The sequence below is a fragment of the Chryseobacterium sp. MHB01 genome (assembly GCF_034651565.1).
Taxonomy (GTDB): domain Bacteria; phylum Bacteroidota; class Bacteroidia; order Flavobacteriales; family Weeksellaceae; genus Chryseobacterium; species Chryseobacterium nepalense.
The window spans coordinates 45,697-61,957 of record NZ_JAYEDA010000014.1 but is presented as its reverse complement, the minus strand read 5'-3'; the positions used below and the strand labels follow the sequence as shown (position 1 = coordinate 61,957).

The window sequence follows — 16,261 nt, the reverse complement described above, 5'->3', positions numbered from 1 at the left end:
GGGAGACGGAAGCTTGGGGATGAAAATGAAAATTTTAATAATTAAATAAATCAGCGGAAAGAGTGGAGACTTTTATCATCAGACTTCCGCTTCAAATCTAAAGAAATATGTTCGACTTAGATCGCTGGCAGGAAATATTCAGTTCTATTCGCAGTAATGTATTGCGGACGGTACTTTCCGGCTTTACTGTGGCTTTGGGATTATTTATTTTTATTGTTCTGTTCGGAATAGGAACGGGCCTGCAGAATGCATTTACACAAGGTTTTGCAAGAGATGCCCAAAATCTGATTTCCATTGTAACAGGAAAAACAACGATTGCCTACAATGGACTTCAGTCTGACAGACAAGTGACCATGAATAATGACGACTACGATTTCCTTGTTAATATTGATAAAGAAAAAGTAGGAAGTTCCACTCCAAGATATACATCCAATTTATTGGTTAAATACGGTAAAGAGAGCGGCAATTATCAGATTAACGGGGCCAAGCCTGAAGAGCAGATCATTGAAAACAGAAAAATCCTTGAAGGAAGATACCTTACTCCTACTGATTTGGAAAGAAAACAGAATGTAGCTGTAATCGGAAGGATGGTTCAGCGTGACCTTATCAAAAACGGAAGTCCTGTAGGAAAAGAATTAAATATCAACGGAACCATGTTTAAAGTGGTTGGTGTATTTTCAGATGACGGCGGCGACTGGGACGAGAGGCACATCACTGTTCCGATTACTACATTGCAGCAGATGAAAAAAGGTTCGGATACCGTGAGCATTAATTATATCGCTTATAATGAAAAATTAACGCCCCAGGAAGCCATAAAGTACGGAGACGAACTAAAAGAAAGGCTAAAATCAAGAAAAAATGTAGCACCGGACGATGAAAACGGTGTAAGGGTCTGGAACAATGCCCAGAATATGAACGATACTTTTGCATTCATGGCAGTACTAACCGGAATTGTCGGCTTTATCGGTTTGGGAACGCTGGCAGCCGGAATTATCGGGATCAGCAATATTATGGTATATATCGTAAAAGAAAGGACTAAGGAAATCGGAGTGCGGAAAGCGATCGGAGCGAAACCAAAAACTATTGTGGCGCTGATTGTCCAGGAAAGTGTTGTGATTACGGTAATCTCCGGATTAATTGGGGTTGGTCTCGGTGTGCTGGCTCTCTACTTAATAGGAAATAATCTGGAAGAATATTTTATTAAAGATCCTAGTGTAGGGTGGGGACACATTTTTGCGGCATTCATAGCACTGGTTTTTTCAGGATTGATTGCAGGATTTGTGCCGGCTTACAGAGCTTCTAAAATTAAACCTATTGAAGCACTGAGAACAGAATGATGAACAGTGAACGGTGAGTTTTGCTTCACAAGTTAATTTAGGTCTCAGAAAAATTGACTATTGTCGCAGAGATTGACCATTGTTAGTATAAAAAGATTGACAGTTAAAATGAATATATTATTTAAAAAAGATACTTGGCAGGAAATTTATTATTCACTCAGGAATAATAAGCTTCGGACTTTCCTTACCATGATTGGTGTGGGTTGGGGTATGTTTTTGTATGTAAGTCTTCTGGGAGCAGCTAAAGGAATGGAGAACGGCTTTGATAAGCTCTTTTCCGGATTTGCTACCAATTCTATTTTTCTCTGGGCGCAAAACACATCTATTCCTTACGAAGGTTTCCCTAAAGGAAGACAGATGCACCTCCATCTTTCTGATATCGACATGCTGAAAAGAAAAATTTCCGAAATTGATTACATTTCACCACAGAATTCAAGAGGAAGTTTCACGGGAACACCGGGAGAATCCATGTCAAGAAACGGGAAAAGCGGAACCTATGCTTTAACAGGAGATTATCCGGTAGGAAATAAGATCTCGGAAAAGAAACTGATTTTCGGTAGGTATATCAACGATGCAGATGTTTCCGGAAATAAAAATGTAGCGGTAATCGGAGAAGAGATTTATAAAAACTTTTTTGATTCTAAAAAGAATGAAAGCCCAATTGGGAAATCCATTAATATTAAAGGAATCTTTTTTAACGTGATCGGTGTTTTCAGAATAAAGAAAAACGGAGGGTTTGAAAATGATCAAACAGTTTTTATCCCGCTTTCCACCTATACCAAAATGTATAATGCAGGAGATCAGATTGATATGTTTGCTATTGTGAGTAAACCTAATGTCGACGTGAATTCCGTTGAAAAAACCGTAAAACTTGAATTAAAAGCTAAAAATAAAGTTTCTCCAGAAGATACCAATGCTTTCGGAAGCTTTAATCTCGGCAAAGAATTTAAAAAATTGACGGGCTTTCTTACGGGAATGCAGCTTCTTACCATTATTGTGGGAACATTAACCATTCTTGCGGGAGTAATTGCCATTTCAAATATCCTTTTGATTACCGTTAAAGAAAGAACTAAAGAAATAGGAATCCGAAGAGCATTAGGAGCAAAACCTTCCGAAGTGAGAAACCAGATTCTCCTGGAAAGTGTCGTGATTACGTTGTCTTCCGGACTTTTAGGTTTTATGTTCGGGATTTTTGTCCTCATGATTTTAAATGTAGCCACCCAGGGACAGGATTCTTTTCCTTTTTATAATCCTACGGTCAATTATGGAAATGTTTTTGCGGCGATGGCGGTTATGGTGATTTTAGGACTTATCATAGGAATGATTCCGGCACAAAGAGCGGTAAAAATACGTCCTATTGAAGCATTAAGAACAGAATAAAACTTTAATTTAAATAAAAATAAACTATACATATGAAAAAGAAATTCACCTGGAAAAAAGCCATCTATATTATTCTCGGGCTTTTATTTGCAGTGGCGCTGTTCTCAGGAATCAGATATTTTGTAAAATCCAATTCTAAGAAGAGCGAAGCTTTTCTTACCCGTAAGCCTACTGTTCAGAATATGGAAGACAAGGTAATGGCGACAGGAAAAATTATTCCAAAGGAAGAAATCGAAATCAAACCCAATATAGCAGGAATTATTGACAAAATTTTAGTGGACGAAGGCGACAGGGTGGAGGCCGGACAGTTGATCGCGACCGTAAGGATTGTCCCGAATATTGCTGAGGTAAATAATGCGCAACAAAATGTAAATAATCAGCAGCTCCAGATCAGCAATGCCAGGATGAATGTTGAAAACATGCGTAAGCAGTTTGAAATGCAGGAAAGACTTTACAAACAAGGAGTTGCCTCAAAACAGGAGTTTTTAAATGCACAACAGCAGCTCTATACAACACAACAGGCATTGAAAAATTCCCAACAGCAGCTCGTGACTGCGCAAAAAGCATTGCAGATTGCAAAAACAGGAGCTACTCCGGAACTTCAGGGGCTTGCTACAACGCAGATTCGTTCAAAAGCTGCAGGAACGGTTCTTGAAGTTCCTGTAAAAGTAGGAAGTCAGGTAATTGAAGCCAACTCTTTTAACGCAGGGACCACCATTTGTTCTATCGCCGATCTCAATTCTTTAATTTTTCAGGGAGAGATTGACGAGGCGCAGGCAGGAAAGCTTAAACAAGGAATGGATATGAAAATCGTCATCGGTGCTCTTCAGAATAAAACATTTCCGGGAAGACTAACGATGATTGCTCCGAAAGGGAAAGATAACAACGGAACAATCAAATTCCCTGTGGAAGGAGATGTATTCAACCCAAATAATGAATACATCAGAGCTGGATTTTCAGCCAACGGCGAAATTGTACTCACCTCAAAGAAAAACGCTTTATTGCTGGATGAATCTTTAATTCAGTATGAAAAGAAAAACGGTAAAGATGTACCTTTCGTTGAAGTGAAGCAAAAAGACGGTAAGTTCAAAAAAGTATACGTAAAATTAGGAGCAAGCGACGGAATTAATGTGGAAATTCTTTCCGGAATTCGCCCAGATGCAGAAGTAAAAGTCTGGAATCCTTCTGATAAAGACAAAGAAGAATTGAAAGAAAAATCAAAAAAATAGTAAACTAAAACTATAGATTCAGATGTAGTCCTGGGAATTTTTCTCAGGATTTTTTATTTAATTCATTTCTTAATCCTGTGTGTGTTCATGTATTTTTAGATATGGTAATTATTAATGCAATTTTGTTGCATTAGTGAATTTATTTTTATCTTTGCTGAATAATAACGGTTCGTTACTTGTAATAACTATCAACAAATAAATACTTATGGAAAATAACTTTGACGTAATCATAATAGGAGGAAGCTATGCCGGACTTTCTGCCGGAATGTCCCTCGGAAGATCATTAAGAAATGTTTTGATTATCGACAGCGGAAAACCTTGTAACCGGCAGACTCCTCATTCACACAACTTTCTTACGCAGGATGGTAAAGCTCCGAAAGAAATTTCAGAAATAGCAAAAGAACAGGTTTTAAAATATGAAACGGTAAGTTTTTTTGAAGGCAGGGTTGCAAAAACATCTCAAAATTCAGAAGGTTTTGAAGTGGAAATAGATAATGGTGAAAAATTCTCAGCTAAAAAAATAATTCTGGCTTCCGGAGTTAAAGATCAGATACCGGATATTAAAGGATTTGCCGAGTGTTGGGGGATTTCCGTGATCCATTGTCCTTATTGTCACGGCTATGAGGTTAAAGGTAAAAAAACAGGAATTCTTTCCAACGGTGATCTTGCTTTCGAATTTTCAAAACTGGTTTTTAATCTGTCTAAAGATCTCAGTTTATTTACCAACGGAGAATGTACATTAAATGAAGAGCAGGCAGAGAGATTCAGTCAAAATAAAATTAATATTGTTGAAGACGAAATAAAAGAAATTGTTCATGAAAGCGGGAATATCCGGAAAATTGTATTTAAAAACGGAAGCGAAAAAGCTCTGGAAGCATTATATGCAAAAATTCCTTTTGAGCAGAATATCAATACCGAAGATTTACAGCTTGAACTTACCGAGCATGGGTTTATTAAAATAGACCATTTTCATAAAACGAGTACCGATGGTGTATTTGCCTGTGGTGACAATACCACTATGATGCGATCTGTAGCCAATGCGGTTGCGCAGGGAAACTTTACCGGAGCCATTGTGAATAAAGAATTATCAGAATACGGATTTTAATTTCTTTTGATTCATACGATATTCCTCTCAAAGTATTTGGGAGGATTTTTTTATTTCATTTTAAAAATTTAAGGTAAGAATCAGAAAATACTGTGGAAATCTCATTAAACAGCAAATATTCAGGATGTATTGTTAATGATAAGGCTAAAAATCATATGGATGTATACCGCAATCTCGGCGGAAATTTCGTATTTTTGGGGTGAAAAATTTCAAAAACTAAAAGTAAAATGGATATTATTTTCGACCTGATTGAAAAAGAAAGACAAAGACAAACTCATGGAATTGAGATGATTGCATCAGAGAACTTTGTTTCTGATAATGTGATGAAAGCCGTGGGAAGTGTGCTTACCAATAAATATGCTGAAGGATATCCCGGAAAAAGATATTACGGAGGTTGCGAAGTAGTAGATGAGGTTGAAACGCTGGCTATTGAAAGAGCAAAACAGCTTTTTGGGGTGGACTATGTAAATGTACAGCCGCATTCAGGTTCTCAGGCGAATGCCGCCATTTATCTTGCCGTTTTAAAACCGGGCGACAAAATTATGGGAATGGATCTTTCTATGGGAGGTCACCTTACTCATGGTTCTTCGGTTAATTTTTCAGGAATTCAGTATGATGTGGTTTCTTACGGAGTGCAGCAGGAGACTGGTCTTATCGATTACGATCAAATGAGAGAAGTTGCCCTGAGAGAAAAGCCTAAAATGCTTATCGCCGGTTTTTCAGCATATTCTCGTGATCTTGATTATGCGAAATTCAGAGAAGTAGCAGACGAAATTGGTGCGACACTTTGGGCAGATATTGCACATCCTGCCGGTTTGGTAGCTAAAGGTCTATTGAATTCGCCATTTGAGCATTGTCATGTTGTAACGACAACTACTCATAAAACATTAAGAGGTCCGCGTGGAGGAATGATTATGATGGGAAAAGATTTTGAAAATACATATGGCCACAAAACTCCGAAAGGGGAAATCAAAATGATGAGTCAGGTATTGGATGGCTCCGTTTTTCCGGGTATTCAGGGAGGTCCCTTGGAGCATGTGATTGCCGGAAAAGCAGTTGCTTTCGGGGAAGCTTTGGATGTGAAATTTGAAACCTATGCAAAGCAGGTAAAATCCAATGCACAGGCATTAGCAAAAGCAATGATTGACAGAGGTTTTGATATTGTGAGCGGAGGAACGGACAATCATTTAATGCTTGTAGATCTCAGAAACAAGGGTGTAAACGGTAAAGAAACTGAAAGAGCTTTGGTGCTTGCTGATATTACCTGCAACAAGAACATGGTTCCTTTTGATGACAAATCACCATTTACAACTTCAGGGATCAGATTGGGAACTGCAGCTATCACCACAAGAGGATTGAAAGAGAATGATATGGATACCATTGCAGGATTAATTTCTGAAGTAGTAGACAATATTAAAAATGAAGAAGTACTTACTTCCGTTAGAAAAAAAGTGAATGAATTAATGGAAGGCAAAGCTTTATTTAACTATTAATTAATATCAAAATAAAATATAAAGAATGGGCATCTGCTCATTCTTTTTTATGGAATATGGAAAAGAAATCGTTCACTTTTGATGAGATAAAACAAAAGCTGGTAAACTATTGTGTGTACCAGGATCGCTGTCATTATGAAGTTGAACAAAAAATGAAAGAGTTTCTCCTTATTGATGAAGCGAAAGAGGAAATCATGCTTTATCTATTACAGGAAAATTATTTAAATGAAGAACGGTTTACGCGAAGCTATATCCGCGGAAAATTTTATATTAAACACTGGGGAAAAACGAAAATTAAAATTCACCTTAAACAAAAGCAGGTTCCTGAAAAATTAATTGATGCATGCTTTGATGAAATTGATGAACAGGATTATAGCAAAACGATCCGCAAAATCTATGAAGATTATTATTCGAAGCAAAAAGGGCTTAAAGAATATCAGCGTAAATCAAAAACCATAAAATATTTAATGAGCAGGGGGTTTGAATATGAAAAAATAAATGATATTTTTGAATAATATTAAAAAAATAAGGCAGTTTAGAGTAAAAAGAGAATTTAAAAATTATTAACTATAGAAAGAAATTTATTCATTACATAGAAAAAACAATTTTGATTGGCAGTATGTTGCTTAATTTTTAAATACAGTGATAAACATAATTGCTATGTGGTATATTTTTTGCCAGGGTTGTTTTCTATTCCGCAGAATATCTGAAGAGAATAATTCATAATACCATATTATCTCTGAACTAAATTTAATTTTTAAATACTGATAATAGATGAAATTTTATTTTAAATTTGCATCAATACTTTCGAATGTGAAGGTCAGATTATACATTTTTATACACATGAATACCATTAAAGACAATGTACAACTCTTTTAGAAAGAAAATGTTCGGAGGAGATAATGTTGTCAATCTCTCGGATGTAAGATATCTGCCACGGTGGATAATTCTTGTAATAGATATTATCATATTGGTAATATCACTATTTTTAGCTACCTATATTATAGAAAAAATTACGCGGTCTGAATTTATTTACCACAATGATAAGATTGTAGTATTTGCAGGAGTGATATTTTCGAATGTCATGTTTATGTATGTTTTTAAAACATATGCAGGTATTATAAGACACTCTACTTTTATAGATCTTTTTAAACTACTTATCTCATGCTTCTGTACATTGTTTTTAGTAGGAAGTGCCAACATCATTTGTGAGTGGATAACAGGGAAAGAATTTATTATTAATCCTTTTCTTATATTGTATTTCATAATTTCCTTTATGGGGCTTTTTCTGTTCAGGCTTTATGTGAAAGAGTTCTTTCATATAGTGAGAGAATACAGAAGAAGCACATTGAAGAAAAGAATTCTTGTACTGGGAATTGATGAACAGTCTATTGCCATTGCAAGGGCAATTTTGGATAATCCTAGCCTTCCTTACCACGTAGTAGGGTTTCTTACACAGCGTACAGACTCTAAGAGAGCATATTTACTGGGAAAGCCTATTTTTGCCAAAGAAAAAATAGAAGAAAACGCTAAAGAAGAACTTCTTATTGATGGCGTAATCATCATTAAAGAAATGATGTCTAAAGATGAAATGAATTCCTGGGTGAATTTATTTCTTGAAAAAGATCTCAATATATTCAAAGCACCATCGGTACAAAAGCTACGTGACAGTGATTTTGCGGGTTCCATCCGTAATCTTCAGATTGAGGATCTTCTGAACAGGAAACCGATTAAGATTGAAAACGAAGAAATCAAGAGAAGACATTTTAATAAGAACATCCTTGTAACGGGCGGGGCAGGCTCAATAGGTAGCGAAATTGTGCGCCAGGTTGCACAGTTTAATCCCTCACTTATTGTGGTTCTGGATCAGGCGGAAACACCTTTGTACGATATTGAACTGGAAATGAAAGAGAAGTTTCCTCATGTCAGATTCAAATTTGTACTGGCAGATGTCTCTAATAAACACAGAATAGAACCTTTGTTCCAAACCTACAACTTTTCCATGGTATACCATGCGGCAGCCTATAAACACGTTCCGTTGGTGGAAGAGAATCCTCACGAAGGAATTCTTGTGAATGTACTCGGATCCAAAATTATAGCAACACTGTCCAGCAAATATAAGGTAAACCGATTCGTAATGATTTCTACAGATAAGGCGGTAAATCCCACCAATGTGATGGGAGCATCAAAAAGAGCTGCTGAATTATTTGTGCAGTCGTTGCAGAATGTAGAAGGGAACACTACCAAATTTATTACTACCCGGTTCGGGAATGTTTTGGGATCCAACGGATCGGTAATTCCGCATTTCAAAAGACAGATTGAAGCCGGAGGACCTGTTACCATTACCCACCCGGATATTGTAAGATATTTTATGACGATTCCTGAAGCCTGCGAACTGGTACTACAGGCTGGTACGATGGGTCAGGGAGGAGAAATCTTTGTTTTTGACATGGGAGAGCCGGTGAAAATACTGGATCTGGCAAGAAGAATGATCAAACTGTCGGGATTTGAGCCGAACATTGATATTAAAATTATTTATACCGGGCTAAGGCCAGGTGAAAAATTGTATGAGGAATTATTAAGCGACGATGCCAAAACATTGCCTACTCATAATGAAAAAATCATGATTTCCAAAGATCCTATCATGGAATTCCTGGAGATAGAAACGCTTGTAAATTCTATTACCAAAGCTTCCTTAAGAAGAGATAAAGTTGAAGTAGTAAAGCTTCTGAAGATAATTGTTCCGGAATTCAGAAGTAATAATTCAATATATGAAGTACTGGATAAATAGAATAATTTAAATGTATATATTTGTACAATTTTTAAAAAACGATGAAAGGTAAAATATTGGTAATATTATCAGCATTTATAATAGTTTCCTGTAAAACTAATCCCAATGCTAAAAATGATCTGAACTATTTGCAAAATATTGAAAAGGTAGCAATTGAATCATCCGCAAGAAATTCTGAAAATACTGTTCAGAAAGGGGATCAGCTGGTTATTCTTATCACAGCAAAAGATATGGATGTTGTAAGACCATTCAACCAAAACTATTCTTCATCAGAACTTGTACAGAATAATTCATTCGCAGGGGGAAATACCCCCAACCAAGGCGTTAGTACAATTTTGGGTCCAACGTATATTGTAGATGCCAATGGTAATATTGATTTTCCAATTTTAGGGATTATTAAGACGGAAGGAAAAACATTGGTGGAACTGAAAGAAGAATTAAGGGAGAAAATGCAGAAATATGTTATTAACCCTACCATAAATATCAGACTAGCTAATTTTAAAGTAACAGTATTAGGAGAGGTAAACAGACAGGGGGATTATATCATATCAAACGGACAGGGAACCATTCTTAATGCTCTTGGGATGGCCGGTGATCTTACCATGTACGGGAAAAGAGATCAGATATTGGTGATCAGAACTGAAAATGGACAGGTTATTCATGGAAAAGTAAATTTGCAGGACGCTAATCTTATCAATTCGCCATATTATTATTTAAAGCAGGGAGATGCTATTATCGTAGCTTCCAGCAACGCAAAAGATATTCAGGCAAAACAAAACCCCAATACAGGACTTTATTTAACTGCAATTTCGATCGGTGTCACAGCTATTGCTGTTGTAGTAAGTTTATTTAAGAAATAAAATTGATGAATAACCAAAATAACCCAGGAAATTTAAAAGCAAATAACGAATCAAATAGTATTGATATAAATGAGATTATAAGACCCTATTTGAGGAAATGGCCATGGTTTATAGTAAGTGCAGTAGTTGCATTTGTTATAGGATATGTTTCATTAAAGCTTATGGTTCCTGTTTATAATACACAATCTACTGTATTAATAAAAGATGCAAAAAGCTCAGTTTCTCCTGTAGGTAATGAGCTTGGTGTATTGCCGGACTTAACCAGTTTTGGAGGGCTAAAAACAAACAGCATTGCTAATGAAATAGAGATCCTAAAATCAAAAAAATTGATGCGTGAGGTTGTTCTTAACAAGAATCTTCAGACAACTGTTATAGCAAAAGGAAGAATTAGAACGCTTGAGCTATACAAATTAAGCTCGCCCATTGATGTGAAAATAATTTCTGAAAAACCAAGCGATGCATCAAGTAATACTATTAAACTTAATATTGACGGAGATAAACTGACACTCAATTCAGAAAAGTTAAAAAAACCAATTGTAACCACATACGGAAAGACGATATCACTTCCTTTCGCAAATATTATTATTACTAAAAACAGACAATTCAATCCGTCATTAATAAAAGGAGCTGATGCAAAAAATATTGAGTTACAAATCTCGTCATTAGAAAGTACAGTTAACAACCTTCAGTCTGCACTTAATGTTTCTTTAATTACCAAAGATGCAACTGTTTTAAAGCTGGATTTTAAATATCCGCAAATATCAAAAGCAGAAGATGTATTGAATAATCTTGTGATTGCTTATAACAATGAAGCGATCCTGGATAAAAATCTGGAATCTCAAAAGACGCTGGATTTTATTGAAGATAGAGTGAAAAAGCTTTCAGGAGAATTGGGTGAAGTAGAAAATGAAAAGGAAAATTTTAAATCAAGAAATAATCTTACAGACCTTGAAAGCGAAGCAAGAATAAACCTCGAAAGCTCTGCTGATGCAAGAGCCAAGCAACTGGAAGTTGATGCCCAGCTGGAGCTTACAAATTCTTTAATAAGATTTGTTTCTAATCAAGGTCAATATCAGGTGTTACCTTCAAATATCGGGCTTAATAACACTGAAGCTGTATCAGGAATTTCAGCATATAACCAATTAGTAATACAAAGAAATAAATTGTTAGAATCCGGAACACCGGATAACCCTGTCATTATTGATGTTACCCAGCAGATTCAATCCATGAGAAACTCCATAATGCAAAGTCTTCAGAGAAACAAAACGGGACTTGAGCTGGCGAGAAATGAATATCAGGGAGAACAAAACAAAGTTTCAGGAAAAATTTCAAAGCTTCCTTCCATAGAAAAAATGTTTAGAAGTATTGAAAGGCAACAGCAAATTAAGGAAAATTTATATCTTCTTCTTTTGCAGAAAAGAGAGGAAACGGCTATTGCACAGTCTATCACCGCTCCCAAGGCAAGGGTTATTGATAAAGCATATGCCTCTACAGCGCCTATTTCGCCAAACAGAAATATTGTACTTCTTGCATCAATTTTTATCGGATTATTAGTGCCGTTTCTTATTATTTATCTGAAAGAGCTTCTGAATAATAAGATTGAAACCAAACATGATCTGGAAATTTTAATAAAGGCTCCTGTTATTGCAGAGCTGCCAAGCCTTGAAAGTGGCGATTCAGAAATTGTGAAAGTAAATGATATAACACCTATGGCAGAAGCTTTCAGAATTCTTATTACCAATATGAATTTTATGCTTCCTAAAGATAATAAAGGAAAAGTTATTTTTGTTACCTCTACTGTAAAAGGTGAAGGGAAAACATTCACATCGGTTAACCTCGCTTTAACACTGGCAAATCCTAAGAAAAAAGCAATTATCATTGGTTCAGATATCAGAAACCCGCAGTTACAGAGATATAATCCTGCACGAAAAGGTCTTGCAGGACTTACGGAGTATCTTTATTCCGATGATACCAAATTGGAAGATATCATTCATGTTTCTTCGTTTAACCCTCATCTGGATGTTATTTATTCAGGAATGATACCGCCGAATCCTACAGAATTGCTTTCAAACGGACGATATGAAGCATTATTGGAAGCGTTGAAGGACAAATACAATTACATTATTTTAGATACCGCGCCGCTGCTCCTCGTTACGGATACCTTCCTTATTGCAGAAATGGCTGATATGACTATCTATGTTTCAAGATCCAAATATACAGAGAAGTCCTTGTTGAAATTTGCCAATACCAATATTGATCAAAATAAGATCAAAAATGTAGGTTTTGTACTCAATGACGTAAGCCGAGAAAATTTAGGATATAATAATAAATATGGATATGGATATAATAATGTCCATGATAAAACATGGTTTGAAAAAATTAAAGATAAATTTACACAAAGATGAAATCATATAGAATAGCTGTTATAGGACAGGGGTATGTCGGGTTACCGCTATCTCTGGAGTTTGCAAATCATTATCCTGTACTGGGATTTGATATTAACCCTATAAGAGTTGATCAGCTTAACCAGGGAAACGATGTTACTCTGGAAGCAGATAAAAAAAAGCTCGATGAAAGCTTAAAAAAATACAATGAAACAAATGGATCAACAGGATACAAAGCAACGAGCGAATTATCCGATATTGCTTCGTCAAATGTTTACATTGTAACAGTTCCCACTCCCATTGACAAGTACAATGCACCGGATCTTAATCCTTTAATTTCGGCCTCGAAAATGCTGGGAGGTATCATCAAAAAAGATGATATTGTGATTTATGAATCTACAGTTTTTCCCGGCTGCACCGAGGAAGAATGTGTTCCTGTACTGGAAAAACATTCCGGATTAAAATACAATGAAGATTTCTTTGTAGGATATTCTCCTGAAAGAATCAACCCGGGAGATAAAGTCAATACACTTACAAATGTTAAAAAAGTTACATCCGGATCTACAGAAAAAACAGCTGAAGAAGTAGATAATCTTTACAAAAAAATTATTACGGCAGGAACACATAAAGCGCCAAGCCTTAAAGTTGCAGAAGCTTCAAAAGCAATAGAAAATGCGCAACGTGACGTGAATATTTCTTTTGTAAACGAATTGGCTTTAATTTTTGATAGATTAGGAATCGATACCCACGATGTTTTAGAAGCAGCCGGTACAAAATATAATTTCCTCAAATACAAACCTGGTTTAGTGGGCGGACATTGCATCTCCGTAGATCCGTACTATCTTGCCCATAAAGCAGAACAGTTAGGATATCATCCTGATGTAATCTTATCCGGACGTCGTGTGAATGATTCTATTGCCAAATTTATTGCTTCCAAAGTGGTAAAACTTCTCATCGCGAAAGGTGGCGTTATCAAAGATTCGGAAGCGCTGATTTTAGGTGTTACCTTTAAAGAAAATTGTCCCGATATAAGAAATACTAAAGTAATTGATATCTATACAGAACTTAAAGACTACGGAGTAAATATAGATATCTATGATCCCTGGGCCGATAAAGATGAAATAAGGCATGAATACGGGATAAATATTTTAGATACTTTAATTGAAGGGAAAAAATACGATTCAATTATTGTAGCGGTTTCGCATAATGAATTTATCCAGCTGGATCTTAATCAGCTGAAAAAGGATAATGCCGTAGTTTTTGATACTAAAGCTTGTTTTGACCGGAATTTAGTAGACGCAAGATTATAAAATAATAAACATGAACTACGATATCATTATTGTTGGTGCAGGTTTAGTAGGGTTAGCCACGGCATATCAGACAAAACTTAAAAATCCCGCCTCTAAGATCTTAATTTTAGAAAAAGAAAATAATGTGGCTGCACATCAGTCGGGGCACAACAGTGGAGTAATTCATAGCGGAATCTATTACAAACCGGGAAGTTTAAAAGCAAAAAACTGTATTGAAGGATATAATTCCGTCATTAATTTTGCCAAAGAATACGGAATCAAATATGATCTCTGCGGAAAAATTATTGTTGCAACCTCACAGGAAGAATTACCGCTTCTGGATAATATTTACAAAAGAGGTATAGATAATGGCCTTCAGAATCTTAAATACCTCTCAAGAGAAGAATTTCGCGAAATTGAACCTCATTGCGAAGGGGTAAAGGCAATAAAAGTTCCGCAGACAGGAATTATCGATTACCCGGGAATCGCAGGTAAAATTAAAGAGCTTTTTGAAGAATTAGGCGGTGAAATAAGATTTAATAACGAGGTTAAAAATATCATTAATAAAAATGATGAAATCGTTGTTACAACCGGCCATTCAGAATTCAAAACAAAAAAGCTGATCTCCTGTGCGGGATTATATTCAGACAAGGTCACTAAAATGACCAATGATAAGAATGATGTCATTATTATTCCTTTTCGCGGAGAGTATTATAAAATAAAAGATGAAAAAAAATATTTGGTAAAACATCTTATTTATCCTGTTCCGGATCCTAATTTCCCTTTTCTGGGAGTTCATTTTACCAGAATGGTTGATGGAAATATTGAAGCCGGACCTAATGCCGTTCTGGCATTTAGAAAAGAAGGATATCGTTTTTTTGATTTTGATTTTTCTGAAACCATGGAAACCCTTTTTTGGCCCGGCTTCAGAAAAATTGTTGGCAAGTATGGCAAAACCGGACTGGGAGAGATGCATCGCTCTTTATCAAAAGCGGCTTTTACCAAAGCACTGCAAAAGCTGCTTCCCGAAATACAGGAAAGCGATCTTGTACCGGGAGGAGCAGGTGTCCGGGCACAGGCCTGCGACAGAAACGGAACCTTAATTGATGATTTTGATATTGTAAAGAACGGCAATATTATTCACGTCAGAAATGCACCTTCACCGGCTGCAACTTCCTGCCTTTCCATTGGAGAGAAAATCAGTAAATTAGTAGAAAACTAATGAAAACACTCAGATAAAACAAATTGTATGAAAATTCAGATGGTTGACTTAAAAAGTCAATACGAAAAAATAAAGGAGGAAGTCAATGCAGGAATTCAGGAATGCATTGATAATACCGCGTTTATTAACGGACCAGCAGTAAAAGAATTTCAGCAGGAATTTGAAAAATACCTAAACGTAAAACATGTAATTTCATGTGCAAACGGAACAGATGCTTTACAGATTGCAATGATGGCTTTGGATTTAAAACCGGGAGATGAAGTAATCTGTCCTGCCTTTACCTATGTAGCTACCGCGGAAGTAATGGGACTTTTAGGGCTAAAACCTATTATGGTGGATGTAGATGAAAATACATTCAATATTGCTCCAGAAGGATTGGAAAATTATATTACCCCAAAGACAAAGGCTATTGTGCCTGTTCATTTATATGGGCAAAGTGCAGAGATGAAAAAAATTCTTGATTTTGCCGAAAAGCACAATCTATTTGTAATTGAAGACAATGCTCAGGCCATAGGTTCAGATTATACATTTCCAGACGGAACATCCAGGAAAACGGGAACAATAGGTCATATCGGATGCACCTCCTTCTTTCCTTCCAAAAATCTGGGATGCTATGGAGACGGGGGAGCATTAATGACAAATGATGATGATCTGGCGGCAAAAATCAGAATGATTGCCAATCATGGGCAGCAAAAAAAATACTATCATAAAGTGCTGGGATGCAACTCAAGACTGGATACCATTCAGGCAGCTGTTTTAAAGGTTAAATTGAAACAGCTTGATCAATATTCGGCTTCGAGAAATCAAATGGCTGCATATTATGATGAAAATCTTAAAGAAATACCTGAAATCCAAGTTCCCGAAAGGGCAAAAAATGCCACCCATGTTTTTCACCAGTACACGCTGAAAGTGAAAAATGGAAAAAGAGACGCACTGCAACAATACCTGGCCGCAAAAGATATTCCCAGCATGATCTATTATCCGCTGCCATTATACAGACAGGAGGCTTTTGAACAATATGTGGAAGAAGGCTTTAGCCTGCCGGTTACGGAAAAACTTTGTTCGGAAGTAATTTCTCTTCCTGTTCATACAGAATTTAATCAACAGATTTCAGATTATATAATTTCTGAGATTAAAAACTTTTTTAAAACTAATAATTAAAAAATAAAGA

General features: G+C 36.1%; 12 protein-coding genes. All 12 read left to right on the top strand.

Going from position 1 to position 16,261, the window contains the following annotated elements; genetic code table 11:
- Positions 1-107 precede the first annotated feature (107 nt).
- The 12 genes from U9K52_RS18300 to U9K52_RS18245 all read left to right on the top strand — a co-directional run bounded on the left by U9K52_RS18300 (position 108) and on the right by U9K52_RS18245 (position 16,251).
- Positions 108-1,337, top strand: a complete 1,230-nt coding sequence (locus tag U9K52_RS18300; protein ID WP_263601404.1) for an ABC transporter permease — start codon at positions 108-110, stop codon at positions 1,335-1,337.
- 108 nt (positions 1,338-1,445) lie between these two features.
- Positions 1,446-2,717, top strand: a complete 1,272-nt coding sequence (locus U9K52_RS18295) for an ABC transporter permease (RefSeq protein WP_248391307.1) — start codon at positions 1,446-1,448, stop codon at positions 2,715-2,717.
- A gap of 32 nt (positions 2,718-2,749) precedes the next feature.
- Positions 2,750-3,946: an efflux RND transporter periplasmic adaptor subunit gene (locus U9K52_RS18290; RefSeq protein WP_322927682.1), complete on the top strand. Its 1,197-nt coding sequence runs from the start codon at positions 2,750-2,752 to the stop codon at positions 3,944-3,946.
- 205 nt (positions 3,947-4,151) lie between these two features.
- Positions 4,152-5,051 (top strand): NAD(P)/FAD-dependent oxidoreductase, encoded by a 900-nt coding sequence (locus U9K52_RS18285; protein ID WP_322927681.1) that lies wholly within the window; start codon positions 4,152-4,154, stop codon positions 5,049-5,051.
- A gap of 227 nt (positions 5,052-5,278) precedes the next feature.
- Positions 5,279-6,544, top strand: a complete 1,266-nt coding sequence (glyA, locus tag U9K52_RS18280; RefSeq protein WP_322927680.1) for a serine hydroxymethyltransferase — start codon at positions 5,279-5,281, stop codon at positions 6,542-6,544.
- A gap of 56 nt (positions 6,545-6,600) precedes the next feature.
- Positions 6,601-7,059 carry a regulatory protein RecX gene (locus U9K52_RS18275; RefSeq protein ID WP_263601399.1) on the top strand — a complete coding sequence of 153 codons (459 nt, stop codon included), beginning with the start codon at positions 6,601-6,603 and terminating at the stop codon, positions 7,057-7,059.
- 347 nt (positions 7,060-7,406) lie between these two features.
- Complete coding sequence (locus U9K52_RS18270) at positions 7,407-9,335, top strand: nucleoside-diphosphate sugar epimerase/dehydratase (RefSeq protein WP_263601398.1); 1,929 nt, start codon at positions 7,407-7,409, stop codon at positions 9,333-9,335.
- Between the two features lie 41 nt (positions 9,336-9,376).
- Positions 9,377-10,195 carry a polysaccharide biosynthesis/export family protein gene (locus U9K52_RS18265; RefSeq protein ID WP_263601397.1) on the top strand — a complete coding sequence of 273 codons (819 nt, stop codon included), beginning with the start codon at positions 9,377-9,379 and terminating at the stop codon, positions 10,193-10,195.
- A gap of 5 nt (positions 10,196-10,200) precedes the next feature.
- Positions 10,201-12,600 (top strand): GumC family protein, encoded by a 2,400-nt coding sequence (locus U9K52_RS18260; protein ID WP_322927677.1) that lies wholly within the window; start codon positions 10,201-10,203, stop codon positions 12,598-12,600.
- The gene (locus U9K52_RS18255; RefSeq protein ID WP_263601395.1) at positions 12,597-13,889 is read left to right on the top strand and encodes a nucleotide sugar dehydrogenase; all 1,293 of its coding nucleotides are present in this window, start codon (positions 12,597-12,599) and stop codon (positions 13,887-13,889) included. Before U9K52_RS18260 ends, U9K52_RS18255 begins: the two co-directional genes overlap by 4 nt.
- A gap of 10 nt (positions 13,890-13,899) precedes the next feature.
- Positions 13,900-15,090 carry an L-2-hydroxyglutarate oxidase gene (gene lhgO, locus U9K52_RS18250; RefSeq protein ID WP_263601394.1) on the top strand — a complete coding sequence of 397 codons (1,191 nt, stop codon included), beginning with the start codon at positions 13,900-13,902 and terminating at the stop codon, positions 15,088-15,090.
- A 27-nt stretch (positions 15,091-15,117) separates the two neighbouring features.
- Positions 15,118-16,251 (top strand): DegT/DnrJ/EryC1/StrS family aminotransferase, encoded by a 1,134-nt coding sequence (locus U9K52_RS18245; RefSeq protein ID WP_322927676.1) that lies wholly within the window; start codon positions 15,118-15,120, stop codon positions 16,249-16,251.
- Positions 16,252-16,261 lie beyond the last annotated feature (10 nt).

What these genes read in the sequence shown, in the direction of transcription:
- glyA (WP_322927680.1), top strand. Translation starts at nt 5,279, where the DNA reads ATGGATATTATTTTCGACCTGATTGAAAAAGAAAGACAAAGACAAACT.
- U9K52_RS18295 (WP_248391307.1), top strand. Translation starts at nt 1,446, where the DNA reads ATGAATATATTATTTAAAAAAGATACTTGGCAGGAAATTTATTATTCA.
- U9K52_RS18300 (WP_263601404.1), top strand. Translation starts at nt 108, where the DNA reads ATGTTCGACTTAGATCGCTGGCAGGAAATATTCAGTTCTATTCGCAGT.
- U9K52_RS18285 (WP_322927681.1), top strand. Translation starts at nt 4,152, where the DNA reads ATGGAAAATAACTTTGACGTAATCATAATAGGAGGAAGCTATGCCGGA.
- U9K52_RS18275 (WP_263601399.1), top strand. Translation starts at nt 6,601, where the DNA reads ATGGAAAAGAAATCGTTCACTTTTGATGAGATAAAACAAAAGCTGGTA.
- U9K52_RS18255 (WP_263601395.1), top strand. Translation starts at nt 12,597, where the DNA reads ATGAAATCATATAGAATAGCTGTTATAGGACAGGGGTATGTCGGGTTA.
- U9K52_RS18245 (WP_322927676.1), top strand. Translation starts at nt 15,118, where the DNA reads ATGAAAATTCAGATGGTTGACTTAAAAAGTCAATACGAAAAAATAAAG.
- U9K52_RS18265 (WP_263601397.1), top strand. Translation starts at nt 9,377, where the DNA reads ATGAAAGGTAAAATATTGGTAATATTATCAGCATTTATAATAGTTTCC.
- U9K52_RS18290 (WP_322927682.1), top strand. Translation starts at nt 2,750, where the DNA reads ATGAAAAAGAAATTCACCTGGAAAAAAGCCATCTATATTATTCTCGGG.
- lhgO (WP_263601394.1), top strand. Translation starts at nt 13,900, where the DNA reads ATGAACTACGATATCATTATTGTTGGTGCAGGTTTAGTAGGGTTAGCC.
- U9K52_RS18260 (WP_322927677.1), top strand. Translation starts at nt 10,201, where the DNA reads ATGAATAACCAAAATAACCCAGGAAATTTAAAAGCAAATAACGAATCA.
- U9K52_RS18270 (WP_263601398.1), top strand. Translation starts at nt 7,407, where the DNA reads ATGTACAACTCTTTTAGAAAGAAAATGTTCGGAGGAGATAATGTTGTC.